The following is a 13,027-nucleotide window of genomic DNA, read 5'->3' on the forward strand; positions in this document are numbered from 1 at the left end:
AATAAAAGTGAGTATTTTAAGTGCAAAAAATTTAGAAACAAGTTATGAAAAGCTTACAGTGTTTCGCGATTTAAATGTGGAAATACAAGAAGGAAAAGTAACGACAATTATAGGTCCGAACGGTTGCGGTAAATCAACATTGTTAAAAACAATGGGAAGAATTTTAAAACAAAAAAGCGGAAAAGTATATTTACAAGGGCAAGATTTACATACAATTTCAACGAAAGAAATTGCGAAGCAGTTAGCTTTACTCCCGCAAACTCCAATTGCACCAGGTGAACTTAAAGTGGAAGAATTAATTTCTTATGGACGCTATCCACATCGAAATAACGTAAATAAGTTAACGACAAAAGATAAAGAAATGATTGATTGGGCATTAAATATAACGAAAACTTCTGAATTTCGAACGAGACAAATTGCAAATTTATCAGGTGGTCAAAGACAAAAGGTATGGCTAGCGATGGCATTAGCACAAGAGACAGAAGTGTTGCTATTAGATGAGCCAACTACATACCTTGATATGTCTCATCAATTAGATGTATTACAAATTGTGGAGAAGTTAAATAAAGAACATAATTGTACGGTTGTTATGGTATTACATGATATTAACCATGCAGCAAGGTTTTCAGATGAAATTATTGCAATGAAGGAAGGAGAAATTGTTACAACTGGTAGCCCAGAAGAAATCATTACAAATGAAGTGTTAAAAGAAGTATTTCATATTGATGCACGTGTCATGATAGATCCGTATAACGGGGCTCCTGTTTGTTTCGGTTATGATAGCGTTGTATCTCAAGAAGAAAAAATCGAAATATATGTAACAAGTTAAAAAGGGGGGGATAGGGTGAATACTACAGTTGAAAAACAGCAGATTATAACATCTAATACAGAACAGTGGAAAATGTATTCAAAATTAGAAGGTAAGGAATATCAAATTCATATTTCAAAGCCGAGGCAACCAGCACCGGATTCAGGATATCCTGTCATTTATATATTAGATGGCAATGCCTTTTTTCAAACATTTCATGAAGCAGTTAAAATACAATCAGTAAGAGCGGAAAAAACAGGTGTTTCACCAGCTGTTATAGTAGGATTGGGTTATCCAATTGAAGGCGCATTTTCAGGGGAAGAAAGATGTTATGATTTTACGCCTAGCGTAATTTCAAAAGATGCCCCTTTAAAACCAGACGGTAAACCGTGGCCTAAAACAGGAGGAGCACATAATTTCTTTACTTTTATTGAAGAAGAACTGAAACCACAAATTGAAAAGAATTTTGAGATCGATAAAAGTAAGCAAACGTTATTTGGACATTCTTTAGGTGGACTATTTGCTCTTTATATACTATTTACAAACTTAAATGCTTTTCAAAATTATTTTATTAGTAGTCCATCTATATGGTGGAATAACCAATCCGTACTTGAAAAAGAAGAGAACCTTATACATGAATTAAACAATGCTAAGTTTGAAACAGGAGTGTTCCTTACAGTTGGGTCACTAGAACGAGAGCATATGGTTGTAGGCGCAAATGAATTATCAGAGCGCCTTCTGCAAGTAAACCACGATAAACTTAAATTTAAGTTTTATGAAGCTGAAGGGGAGAATCATGCATCTGTTGTGCCGACTTCTTTAAGTAAAGGATTGAGATTTATTAGTTACGTATAGGAAAAAAGGTTATGGATGAAACATTCCATAACCTTTTTTGATATGTAGAATTGTCCTTTTTGAAAGTTTTGTTTCAACTTTTCGTCTAAAGAGACAAAAAGTTGTCACAAAACGGTCACAATTAGCATAAACATAAAATAGACGAAATGAACTTATTTCCAAAAAGGCTTGGTTTATTCCGATCATGATTTGTAGAGCTGAAAAAGTATGGATTAAAAGTTCACTATATTCCCAAGGAGGTAGATCGTATGAAAACTATTCTTGCTATCGCTGGACTTATTTGGGTTTTATCGCATGGCATCCCAATTTATGAAGGAGAACAAATTCGCAGTGCTCTGAATAAAAATTTTAATGAATATCATATCATTGATCGGCAAGATAATGTTGTAACAGTTCGAGTAAATGACTGTTTTCATACGGTAACCGTTGAAGGAACTTCAGTAGTGAATGATACAAAAGTATGCGATCAGCAATAATCATATATGGAAAGAAAAAATTCTTGGATTAAATAGCTGAAAATTAAGTTTTTAATATTATAGACAAAGAATAAGCGGGGGCGGGTAATCCCCGCTTATTCTTGTTTCTTTTTATTGAACTTTGATGAGAGATATAATGATTTTTTTGACAAAAAGAAAGGGTATACTGAAAATTGAGATTAAGAAGCTAATGCGTTGTTAAGAATAATCATAAAGCGGAAATATACTCATATGGGGTATCATACATAGATAATTAATGCTATAATTGGTATACTCGTAAAAGCAATTGTTTTATTGGATGAAGAGAAACTTTAAGAAGGTGATAATATGGGTCATAAAGAGCATGAAGCGGTAACACATAGATCAGAAAAAGAAAAAGAACAAATTATAAATAGATTAAAGAGGATTGAAGGACAGGTCCGCGGTATTCAAAATATGATTGAAAATGATCGCTATTGTGTGGATATTTTAGTGCAAATTTCAGCGATTAATGCAGCGATGAAAAAAGTAGGAATGGGTGTATTAAAAAACCATACAAGTCATTGTGTTTCAGGTGCTATTAAAGATGGCAATGGTGACGAAGCAATTGAAGAATTAATGACTGTATTTGAACGTTTTTCAAAAGCGTAAAAACAAGCTAGTATGTCACTGGCTTGTTTTTTTTGTTTACCTTCATAATAAGATTTCGGGGTATTGATGTGAAAAAGTGTGTGTAAAATAAACTTTTAGAAAATAATTGAAAAATCATGATACAAAACCATTGATTACCTTAGGGGGGTATGGTAAGATGTAATTGTGATTAACAAATAATGAAGAAACAAGAGGAGGATTTTAAATGGAACAGTTAACATTACAAGTTGAAGGTATGTCTTGTGGACATTGTGTAAATGCTATCGAAAGCAGTGTGAAAGAGCTAAACGGTGTTGAACAAGTGAAGGTTCAATTAGCAGAAGGAACTGTTGAAGTTACTATCGACTCGTCTGCCGTAACATTAAAAGATATCGTTGCTGTAATCGAAGACCAAGGATACGATGTTCAGTAATTATTTTTAGATATGGAAATAAATCGTACTTTAAACGAAGTACGATTTATTTTGCTAATAATTATACCTCATAAGGGTATATAGAGGTGAGAGACATGAATGAACAAAAAGAGGCCAATCTTCAAATATCAGGAATGACATGTGCGGCATGTGCAAATAGAATTGAAAAAGGTCTAAAAAAAGTAGAAGGTGTTCATGAGGCAAATGTAAATTTTGCGCTTGAAAAAACAAAAATAATGTACGATCCAACTAAAACAAATCCGCAACAATTTAAAGAAAAAGTTGAATCGTTAGGATATGGAATTGTAAGTGATAAAGCTGAATTTACTGTTTCAGGAATGACATGTGCAGCATGTGCAAATAGAGTTGAAAAGCGTTTAAATAAGTTAGATGGTGTGAACAAAGCGACAGTAAATTTTGCTTTAGAATCAGCTACAGTAGACTTTAATCATGATGAAGTTAATGTAAATGAAATGAAGAGCGCGATTACGAAGCTAGGATATAAATTAGAAGTGAAACCAGATGATCAAGATGCATCAACTGATCATCGATTACAAGAAATTGAAAGACAAAAGAAGAAGTTTATTATTTCGTTTATTTTATCTTTCCCATTATTGTGGGCAATGGTTAGTCATTTCTCATTTACGTCGTTTATTTATTTACCAGATATGTTAATGAACCCTTGGGTGCAACTAGCACTTGCAACTCCTGTTCAATTTATCATTGGTGGGCAGTTTTATGTTGGGGCTTATAAAGCGTTACGTAATAAAAGTGCGAATATGGATGTTCTCGTGGCGCTTGGAACGTCGGCCGCTTATTTTTATAGTGTATATTTAAGTATTCAATCTATTGGTTCTTCGGAACATATGACAGATTTATATTTTGAAACGAGTGCGGTACTTATTACATTAATTATTTTAGGTAAATTATTTGAAGCGAAAGCAAAAGGGCGCTCATCAGAAGCAATTAAAAAATTGATGGGTTTACAAGCGAAGACAGCTACAGTTGTGCGAGGTGGAACAGAAATAAAAATTTTGATTGAAGAAGTAGTAGCTGGTGATATCGTCTATGTAAAGCCTGGTGAAAAAATACCAGTAGATGGTGAGATTGTCGAAGGAAAGTCAGCGATTGATGAATCGATGTTAACGGGTGAAAGTATTCCTGTTGATAAGTCAATTGGGGATGTAGTAATAGGTTCTACAATAAATAAAAATGGATTTTTAAAAGTGAAAGCAACTAAGGTAGGAAGAGATACTGCATTAGCTCAAATTATTAAAGTAGTAGAAGAGGCACAGGGTTCAAAAGCTCCTATTCAAAGGGTAGCAGATCAAATTTCAGGTATTTTCGTACCGGTTGTAGTTGTGATTGCGATTATCACATTTGCAGTATGGATGATATTTGTTACACCTGGTGATTTTGGCGGAGCACTTGAGAAAATGATAGCGGTACTTGTTATCGCTTGTCCATGTGCATTAGGTCTTGCAACACCTACGTCTATTATGGCGGGATCAGGAAGGTCGGCTGAGTATGGTATTTTATTTAAAGGTGGAGAGCATTTAGAAGCAACGCACCGATTAGATACGGTTATTTTAGATAAAACGGGTACAGTGACAAATGGGAAACCGGTGTTAACAGATGTAATGGTAGCAGATGGATTCCACAAAGCAGAAATACTACGTTTAGTAGGTGCGGCAGAAAAAAATTCTGAACACCCACTTGCAGAAGCAATTGTAGAAGGAATTAAAGAAAAGAAAATTGATATCCCAAGCTCAGAAACGTTTGAAGCGATTCCGGGATTCGGTATCGAATCCGTTGTAGAAGGGAAACAATTATTAATTGGTACACGTCGATTAATGAAGAAATTCGATATTAATATTGAAGAAGTTTCTAAATCGATGGAAGCGCTAGAACGAGAAGGAAAAACAGCGATGCTTATTGCGATCAATAAAGAATATGCTGGTATAGTGGCCGTTGCAGATACTGTAAAAGATACTTCAAAAGCAGCTATCGCGAGACTTAAGAAAATGGGTCTAGACGTTGTGATGATTACAGGAGATAATACACAAACTGCTCAGGCAATTGCGGGGCAAGTTGGTATTGATCACGTAATTGCAGAAGTATTACCAGAAGGAAAAGCAGAAGAAGTGAAAAAACTCCAAGCACAAGGTAAGAAAGTAGCAATGGTTGGAGACGGGATAAATGATGCTCCTGCTCTTGCTACAGCGAACATTGGTATGGCAATTGGAACGGGAACGGATGTAGCGATGGAAGCAGCGGATATAACGTTAATCCGCGGTGACTTAAATAGTATTGCTGATGCGATCTTTATGAGTAAAATGACGATAAGAAATATTAAACAAAATTTATTCTGGGCATTAGCTTATAACGCGTTAGGAATTCCAATTGCGGCATTAGGTTTCTTAGCCCCTTGGGTTGCTGGAGCAGCGATGGCATTTAGTTCTGTATCCGTTGTATTAAATGCATTACGATTACAAAGAGTTAAATTAAAATCTTAAAGAGCTACATTAAGTAATTGAATAGAATTAAAAAACAATACTTTGAATAAGTATTGTTTTTTTGTTCGTATAGAAATTAAAACGATATAATAAAGCAGAAATATAGAATCGTATGTAGTAGAAAAGTTAAGAGGTAGTTTCGTAAGGAGACTTATATATGTTAAAAGATATTATAATTAGAACATTCCAGAAAGAAGATTTAGATCAAGTATTACAATTGTTCTATGAAACAGTTCATACGGTTAATGCAAAAGATTATAATGAGTTACAGCTACAGGCGTGGGCACCGGAGCGACTAGATAGAGAAAATTGGTTACAGTCTTTAGAAAAGAATATTAGCTATGTAGCGGATCATAAAGGTGTGATTGTGGGGTTTGGGGATTATAACGATGATCGTTACGTAGATCGTTTATTTACGCATAAAGATTATCAAGGGAAAAGAGTCGCTTCATACATACTACAGAAGTTAGAAAAAGAAGCAGTGAACCTAGGGCATAGGGATATATATACAGAGGCGAGCATTACCGCAAAACCTTTTTTTGAAAGTAAAGGTTTTATTTGCATAAAAGAACAAAAGAAACAACATAATGGTCAGATTTTTATTAATTATGTTATGAAAAAAATATCCTTCTCATAAATGAGAAGGATATTTTTCATTATTTTACAGCTTCTTTTAGTTCTTTACCAGCTTTGAAAGCAGGTACTTTAGAAGCTGCGATTTGCATTTCTTCACCAGTTTGTGGGTTACGGCCTGTACGAGCAGCTCTTTCACGAACTTCGAATGTACCGAATCCGATAAGTTGTACTTTTTCACCAGCAGCTAAAGTGTTAGTGATTGATTCTACTACAGTTTGTACAACTACAGTAGCTTCTTTTTGAGAAATCTCAGCATTTTGTGCTACGTTTTTAATTAATTCTGTTTTGTTCATGTTTTTCACCTCATATGTAAATAATGCTATTTAAGTTGTTATTATAACGTATAAAACATTCGAGAACAAGTGTACGTACATATATTCGCAAAAAAAATGAAATTTGTAATATTTTTTAGGGCACTTTATAGACATTCCATTTAAGCGGACAGAGATTTGTTCTTCATTTCAGTCTTCTCTTGATGAGCAGGTAGTTTCTTATTATAAGATATGAAGTAAGGTAGTGCTACAAATAACATACCTCCTACTAAATTTCCAAAGAAAACAAAAATAAAGTTTGGAAAATATTCAGCCCAAGTGAAATGACCGGCAAAAATGGCGGCTGGGATGACAAACATATTGGCTACAACGTGTTGAAATCCAATCGCAACAAAAGTCATAACCGGGAACCAAATACCGATAATCTTTCCGATAAATTCTTTACTTCCCATACTGAGCCAAACAGCTAAACAAACGAGCCAATTACATCCGATTGCAGAAATAAATGCTTGCAATGGTGTATCTTGTAGTTTCGCTTGAGCGATAGAAATAGTTTTTGCTAAAAAAGCTCCTTCAGTTAAGCCAACGATATGACCGAAAAAGTAGGCTACAAATACAGCCCCTATGAAATTGCTAAATGTAACAATAACTAAATTTCGTATGAAATAAAATAAAGTAATTTTCTTTTGAAGCCAGGCCATAGAAACTGTCATCATGTTACCAGTTACTAGTTCACCGCCTGCAAGAATAACGAGAATAAGGCCAATAGGGAATACAGCAGCGCCTAGAAAACTAGTAAATGATCCCCAAGCCTTTGGCATTGTTCCAATAACATGAATATCGAGTAAATACCCTAATGCTATAAAAGCACCGCCAAAAAAACCGAGAATTAACATAGGGAGTAATGATAAATGAGCTTTTTTTCTTCCGGAATTCGCAGCAAGTTCCGTAATTTCTTCTGGTGTAAATACAGACATGAATAACCCCTCCGTAATAAAATGATGGAATGAATAGAAAAAATTTCGAAAATCTATGTATTATAAAAATATGTTATGACTTCTGTATAAAATTGTCAAAGTGAATAGAGAGGGAATTACATATTGATAACATTGTTCATGTTGTCACATGAATGTAACAATAAGGATTTAAAGTGTTTCTAGAGGTGAAAACATGAATACGAATCATGTAAAAAAAGAACGAAAAAAATCAATCGTAAAGATATTTATTATTAGTTTTATAAGTATATTAATGATACCAGTAAGTTTGTATTATTATGCGACAGAAATAGAACGAAAACTAGTAACAGTTACGTGGAATGAAATAGAAGCTTCTACAATTCCTAAAGAGTTTAATAATAAAAAAATATTGCAGTTTTCAGATGTACATTTAGGGCCAGAGTTTACACTGAAGCAACTTGAACATTTAGTGGAGAAGATGAATGAATTACATCCAGATATAGTAGTTTTTACCGGAGATTTAATAGATAAATTTGGGTCTTATAGTGCGGAAAGAGAAGAAGCGAAGGCTATTTTGCAGAAAATTCACGCTCCCTTAGGGAAATATGCTGTGTTTGGGAATCATGATAGGGGCGGGGGCGGTAGTCTATTTTACAAAAAATATATGGAGGAAGCTGGTTTTTCTGTATTAGTAAATGAAGTGCAGAAAATTAAAGTGGAAAACGGCAAATATATTACAATATCAGGTTTGGATGATTTTCTATTAGGGAAGCCGAAAATAGATTTAACTTTAAAAAACTTGAAACAAAATGATTTCAACATGTTATTAGTACATGAGCCGGATGTTGTAACCAAAATAAATCGTTACCCAGTTGATCTTCAACTGTCAGGACATAGTCACGGAGGACAAGTCCAAATCCCTTTTGTAGGTCCGTTAATTACTACCAAACTAGCTGAGAGCTATGTTGAAGGTATGTATGAAGTAGAGGGGAAGAGTAAGCAGTTATATTTATATGTAAATCGTGGCATTGGGACTACTAGGATGCCTGTTAGATTTTGTAGTGTACCTGAACTTTCAGTTTTTGTGTTGAAGCAAAAGAGTGACTAGAATATTTAACAATATGATTCAGAGGAACGTGCGATGTTGGTCGATGGAAAACAGTTTCTTAAAACTTTAGATGTGACAAAGTAATTTTCATAAATAAAAAACAACAATAGGACCTATAAAGGGACCTATTGCTGTTTTTATCCTGCATGGATTGCCCATAAATGTCCGATTGATGAGGGCTAATTATAGTTTTACTTTGTTATTTTTGCAAGGAAAGACTATCAAAATATGTTCTATAGTTATTTGAGAATTCGAAGTTGTTTTTTGCATCCCAATTAATAGACCAAGACATTAGGCCGCGGAATGCAGGATAGCCACTCTGATTAGAAAGTTTATACTTTCCTCCGAATGGAACTCCTTTAATGATATAATTTAAAGCTTTTTTCATTTCAGTTGGCGAAATGTATCCACCACTTGGAGCTGCCGCTGGTGCTGCTGGAAGCCCAATCATGACTTGATCTGAACGAAGAGCTGGGAAAATGTTATTTGCATTACCACCTACAGGAAAACCATGTAAGAGCATATCTGCCATAGCGACCTCGTAGTCTGCAGTACCTTGATTGTAGTTATTACCGTCCATTCCAATCCCGCTACCAGCGTTGTAGTGTTGAACGTGAATGTATGTTAGTTTATCTTTCACTCCGTAAATAATTGGTAAATATGCACCCCATATGCTTCCATATGCGCTATATCCGCCTTGAACATAAGCTGTTTCAGGGGCCATGCTTAATAGAAAATCTGGACCATAATGATCTGAGATTGTTCGAATAGCTGAAATAAGATTTACGATTTGAGGGGTAGTTGGGTTTTTGAAGTTAGTGTCATTTCCGTTTAAGTAAATACCTGATTCAAGGTCAATATCTATTCCGTCAAAACCGTATTTATCGATCAGAGATTGTATGGAATTAATAAAACGATCCTTAGCGGCATTGTCAGGAAGTAAAACGACCCCATTTTGTCCACCTATTGAAAGAACTACTTTCTTTCCTTTACTTTTTAAATAAGAAATATCTGATTTGAATTCTGCATCTGTACCATACACAGGAGAAAATTCAACAGTGGAACGATCACCACCAGTTTCACCAAAAGATACATTGATTACATCCCATTTTGGTGAAACGTCTTTTAATTTAATAATGCCAGTACCGTTATCAAAATTATGCCAGTATCCAACGAGTAATTTTGAACCTAAATTGTTTGCTGCTTGTGCTTGGAAAGGGGATAGCGGTAGAAGTAAGAACATTACTAAAATACAACAAAAAAATTTGAACTTGTTTAACATATCAACACTCCTATACAAAAAGTTGTCTAGATGTATAATCTTGTTTATTTAATAATATCTGAAAATTCTTTCTTTTGTAAAGGGACTATAATTTTCTCAACAATTGTGTATGGGAAAGTATTAAACGTAATGTAATAATTTTTGAAGGAGGTTGAATTATAATTGTTAAATTCAGAATATTTTGATATATTTTAAAGTATAGGACAAAATCTTTCGCACAGTACTCTTACATAAATTTCAAAATTTAGTTTGGAAGGGGATGTACAAGATTTGGATAAAAATCTAAAGAAAGACCTCAAAATACGCCACATTACAATGATTTCAATTGGCGGCGTAATAGGGGCTGGTTTGTTTGTTGGAAGTGGTGCAGTTGTACATTCGGCAGGACCAGGTTCTATCGTTTCATATGCATTAGCAGGACTTCTAGTCATTTTCGTCATGAGAATGCTAGGAGAAATGGCAGCTGTTAATCCGACAAGTGGTTCATTTGCAACGTATGCAAGAGAAGCAATTGGTCCTTGGGCGGGTTATACAATAGGCTGGTTATACTGGTTTTTTTGGGTAATTGTTATTGCAATAGAAGCCACAGCAGGTGCTGGTATTATCCAATATTGGATTCCACAAATACCGCTTTGGTTATTAAGTTTAATATTAACAATTTTATTAACGCTGACGAACGTTTTTTCGGTGAAATCATTTGGAGAGTTTGAATATTGGTTTTCTTTTATTAAAGTAATAAGTATTGTTTTGTTCCTTTGTTTAGGTCTTGCTGTTATTTTAGGATTTGTTCCAGGAACAGAAGCACCCGGCACTTCGAATTTAATTGGACAAGGTGGATTTATGCCAAACGGTATAAGTTCGGTACTGCTTGGAATTACTGTCGTTATATTTTCATTTATGGGATCAGAGATTGTAGCAGTAGCCGCAGGTGAATCTGCAGAACCTGTAAAAGCAGTAAAAACAGCAACAAACAGTGTGATTTGGCGTATTCTTGTATTTTTTATTGGGTCTATAGCGGTAGTTGTTACGCTACTGCCATGGAATTCAGCAAACATATTAAAAAGTCCATTTGTAGCTGTACTGGAACATATAGGAATACCAGCTGCGGCACAAATTATGAATTTTATCGTTTTAACAGCTGTACTCTCTTGTTTAAATTCGGGTTTATATACAAACTCAAGAATGCTTTTTTCGATGGCAGAAAGAGGAGATGCTCCAAAGGCGTTTTTGAAATTGAACAGTAGTGGTGTTCCAGTTCGGGCCGTTTTATTCGGAACGTTCTTCGCTTATATTGGCGTTGTTTTTAGTTATATTTCTCCAGATAAAGTCTTTTTGTTTTTAGTGAATGCATCTGGCGGGATTGCGTTACTAGTTTATCTCGTTATTGCAGTTTCGCATTTAAAGATGCGTAAAAAAATGGGAAAAGTAGAACAACAAAATTTGAAAGTGAAAATGTGGCTTTTTCCGTATGTAACGTATGTTACAATTGCTGCTATTATAGCAGTTTTAGTTGCGATGTTCGCAATTGATACTTTACGTTCACAAGCACTTTTAACAATGTTTGTTACTGTTCTTATAATACTTTCTTATTTTATTTTTAATAGAAATAAAAATAGCACAATTTTGAAGCCTAAAAGTAAGAATGAGGAATCCGTTCGATTCTAATTTTCTTATTTTCGAAGAGAGTTACACCAAATCATTACTATAAAAGAATCATATATAATCATAGAAACAAGTAATTACTATTGTCATAGTGAATATAAACTTTTTTCTTGACTTTTTATACGAAGGCGAGCAAAATGGTAAAAAAGGAAGGGGGGATGATGATGGAAGAGTACGTATTAGAGCTGTATAACCTGTTATATACGACAGAATGGCAAGATATTGTTTCGTTTCTAGGAATCGTATTTTGCATGAAAATTGTAATTGTATATATGGAAGAGCAAGGTATGTTCTATTCCTTCTCATCCCCGTTCGATATGCAGCGCGAGCCGTTGCTAAACTATGCCAATGTGAATTACGAACAAATTCCTTTTGTTATTTTCTTTATGATTCGATTTATTACAGCAATTGTAAGGAAAAAGGAAAGTGACGATGAAGAGTGCCACTCAACTTGTAATATAGCGAATGTTTTTTAAGCTAAATACAAGGAGGAGATTTATATGTGGTTTCGATTTCTTATGATTGGTTTCTTTTCATTAACAGCAATTTCTTTAATGGGATATCAAGTGTCTGAAATTTTTCAAGCATATAGCGATACATTTTTTAACAAAAACTAATCTCGTTGCTATTTGAATAATAAAGCGATAAAATCCTTCTTAAGAAGTTTTATTAAGAAGGATTTTTTTCTTTGTCTTATCTTGCTGTGTCAAACTATTGTCACATTTACACTGTGAATAGTATGTTAAAATAGTGAGGTTACGTATACATATTTGAAGGAAGAGGGAGTGACCATTTTGGTGGATCAATCAACAAATCAGAAAAGCTATGCTCCTATTGTGATAACGCTTTCTGTAATTGTAAATGCGATTATTTTATTTTTGTTCTTTGGACCTGTTGGCTATGAAGGAGAATTACATTTTGATGTAACAATTTTACCAATGTTAAATGCAATTTTTAATAGCTTTACGTTCGTATTCTTATTAGCAGCTCTATACTCTATTATTAAGAAGAATGTGAAAATGCACCGTGGTTTCATCCTGGCAGCATTTACAACGACGTTGCTATTTTGTGTTTCTTATTTATCGTATCATTACTTAGCGCCAGCAACACATTTTGGCGGAGAAGGATTCATTAAATATGTGTATTTCATCATTTTAATTACACATATTATCCTGGCAGCAATTATTGTACCGCTTGCATTGTTTGCACTTGTATTTGGTTTTACAAATCAATTAACACGTCATCGTAAAATTGTACGTTGGACGATGCCGATTTGGTTATATGTAAGTTTATCTGGTGTTATAGTTTACTTAATGATCTCACCTTATTATCAATAAAAAATCTCAGCCTGTAGGCTGGGATTTTTTTGTTAGGCAAATATTTTTGTGAAATGAAAAAAATATGGTATACAAAA

The 13,027-nt window shown here is 34.2% G+C and carries 14 protein-coding genes; 11 read left to right on the forward strand and 3 right to left on the reverse strand.

Features of this window, described 5'->3' with window-relative positions:
- The first annotated feature begins 7 nt into the window (after positions 1–7).
- From ACTFRY_RS05915 to ACTFRY_RS05945, 7 genes are all read left to right on the forward strand, one after another.
- Positions 8–829, forward strand: a complete 822-nt coding sequence (locus tag ACTFRY_RS05915; RefSeq protein WP_000025773.1) for an ABC transporter ATP-binding protein — start codon at positions 8–10, stop codon at positions 827–829.
- 15 nt (positions 830–844) lie between these two features.
- Entirely contained in the window at positions 845–1,663 is an 819-nt protein-coding gene (locus ACTFRY_RS05920; RefSeq protein ID WP_098616349.1) for an alpha/beta hydrolase, read from the forward strand.
- A 248-nt stretch (positions 1,664–1,911) separates the two neighbouring features.
- On the forward strand, positions 1,912–2,139 hold the full coding sequence (locus ACTFRY_RS05925) for a hypothetical protein (RefSeq protein WP_000849103.1): 228 nt from the start codon (positions 1,912–1,914) through the stop codon (positions 2,137–2,139).
- Positions 2,140–2,466: 327 nt separating this feature from the next.
- The gene (locus ACTFRY_RS05930; RefSeq protein ID WP_000509876.1) at positions 2,467–2,769 is read left to right on the forward strand and encodes a metal-sensing transcriptional repressor; all 303 of its coding nucleotides are present in this window, start codon (positions 2,467–2,469) and stop codon (positions 2,767–2,769) included.
- Positions 2,770–2,974: 205 nt separating this feature from the next.
- Positions 2,975–3,181, forward strand: a complete 207-nt coding sequence (gene copZ / locus ACTFRY_RS05935; protein ID WP_000436973.1) for a copper chaperone CopZ — start codon at positions 2,975–2,977, stop codon at positions 3,179–3,181.
- Between the two features lie 95 nt (positions 3,182–3,276).
- Entirely contained in the window at positions 3,277–5,697 is a 2,421-nt protein-coding gene (locus tag ACTFRY_RS05940; RefSeq protein ID WP_098616350.1) for a heavy metal translocating P-type ATPase, read from the forward strand.
- Positions 5,698–5,854: 157 nt separating this feature from the next.
- Entirely contained in the window at positions 5,855–6,334 is a 480-nt protein-coding gene (locus tag ACTFRY_RS05945) for a GNAT family N-acetyltransferase (RefSeq protein ID WP_136986435.1), read from the forward strand.
- Between the two features lie 19 nt (positions 6,335–6,353).
- Here ACTFRY_RS05945 and ACTFRY_RS05950 read toward each other — a convergent pair whose 3' ends face one another.
- Both ACTFRY_RS05950 and ACTFRY_RS05955 read right to left on the reverse strand, forming a co-directional pair.
- Positions 6,354–6,626, reverse strand: coding sequence for an HU family DNA-binding protein (locus tag ACTFRY_RS05950; RefSeq protein WP_001043904.1), 273 nt, complete (start codon positions 6,624–6,626; stop codon positions 6,354–6,356).
- A gap of 140 nt (positions 6,627–6,766) precedes the next feature.
- Entirely contained in the window at positions 6,767–7,582 is an 816-nt protein-coding gene (locus tag ACTFRY_RS05955; RefSeq protein ID WP_000110530.1) for a formate/nitrite transporter family protein, read from the reverse strand.
- A gap of 193 nt (positions 7,583–7,775) precedes the next feature.
- Between ACTFRY_RS05955 and ACTFRY_RS05960 the strand changes: the two genes are divergently transcribed.
- A complete protein-coding gene (locus tag ACTFRY_RS05960; RefSeq protein ID WP_098616351.1) occupies positions 7,776–8,669 on the forward strand; it encodes a metallophosphoesterase in 894 nt (297 codons plus the stop codon).
- Between the two features lie 199 nt (positions 8,670–8,868).
- On the opposite strand, the gene ACTFRY_RS05965 is transcribed toward ACTFRY_RS05960, so the two are convergent.
- A complete protein-coding gene (locus ACTFRY_RS05965; RefSeq protein WP_065845270.1) occupies positions 8,869–9,951 on the reverse strand; it encodes a chitinase in 1,083 nt (360 codons plus the stop codon).
- A gap of 270 nt (positions 9,952–10,221) precedes the next feature.
- On the opposite strand from ACTFRY_RS05965, the gene gabP reads away from it, so the two are divergent.
- The 3 genes from gabP to ACTFRY_RS05980 all read left to right on the forward strand — a co-directional run bounded on the left by gabP (position 10,222) and on the right by ACTFRY_RS05980 (position 12,950).
- On the forward strand, positions 10,222–11,616 hold the full coding sequence (gene gabP, locus ACTFRY_RS05970; protein ID WP_000360107.1) for a GABA permease: 1,395 nt from the start codon (positions 10,222–10,224) through the stop codon (positions 11,614–11,616).
- Positions 11,617–11,750: 134 nt separating this feature from the next.
- Entirely contained in the window at positions 11,751–12,089 is a 339-nt protein-coding gene (locus ACTFRY_RS05975; RefSeq protein WP_002000550.1) for a hypothetical protein, read from the forward strand.
- 318 nt (positions 12,090–12,407) lie between these two features.
- Positions 12,408–12,950: a DUF420 domain-containing protein gene (locus ACTFRY_RS05980; RefSeq protein WP_000228314.1), complete on the forward strand. Its 543-nt coding sequence runs from the start codon at positions 12,408–12,410 to the stop codon at positions 12,948–12,950.
- Positions 12,951–13,027: the final 77 nt, after the last annotated feature.

It is taken from the genome of Bacillus cereus group sp. MYBK195-1 (assembly GCF_051916605.1).
Classification (GTDB): domain Bacteria; phylum Bacillota; class Bacilli; order Bacillales; family Bacillaceae_G; genus Bacillus_A; species Bacillus_A cereus.

Coding starts and splice junctions, on each gene's coding strand:
- ACTFRY_RS05925 (WP_000849103.1), top strand. CDS start 1,912: ATGAAAACTATTCTTGCTATCGCTGGACTTATTTGGGTTTTATCGCAT.
- ACTFRY_RS05930 (WP_000509876.1), top strand. CDS start 2,467: ATGGGTCATAAAGAGCATGAAGCGGTAACACATAGATCAGAAAAAGAA.
- copZ (WP_000436973.1), top strand. CDS start 2,975: ATGGAACAGTTAACATTACAAGTTGAAGGTATGTCTTGTGGACATTGT.
- ACTFRY_RS05940 (WP_098616350.1), top strand. CDS start 3,277: ATGAATGAACAAAAAGAGGCCAATCTTCAAATATCAGGAATGACATGT.
- ACTFRY_RS05945 (WP_136986435.1), top strand. CDS start 5,855: ATGTTAAAAGATATTATAATTAGAACATTCCAGAAAGAAGATTTAGAT.
- ACTFRY_RS05950 (WP_001043904.1), bottom strand. CDS start 6,626: ATGAACAAAACAGAATTAATTAAAAACGTAGCACAAAATGCTGAGATT.
- ACTFRY_RS05955 (WP_000110530.1), bottom strand. CDS start 7,582: ATGTCTGTATTTACACCAGAAGAAATTACGGAACTTGCTGCGAATTCC.
- ACTFRY_RS05960 (WP_098616351.1), top strand. CDS start 7,776: ATGAATACGAATCATGTAAAAAAAGAACGAAAAAAATCAATCGTAAAG.
- ACTFRY_RS05965 (WP_065845270.1), bottom strand. CDS start 9,951: ATGTTAAACAAGTTCAAATTTTTTTGTTGTATTTTAGTAATGTTCTTA.
- ACTFRY_RS05975 (WP_002000550.1), top strand. CDS start 11,751: ATGGTAAAAAAGGAAGGGGGGATGATGATGGAAGAGTACGTATTAGAG.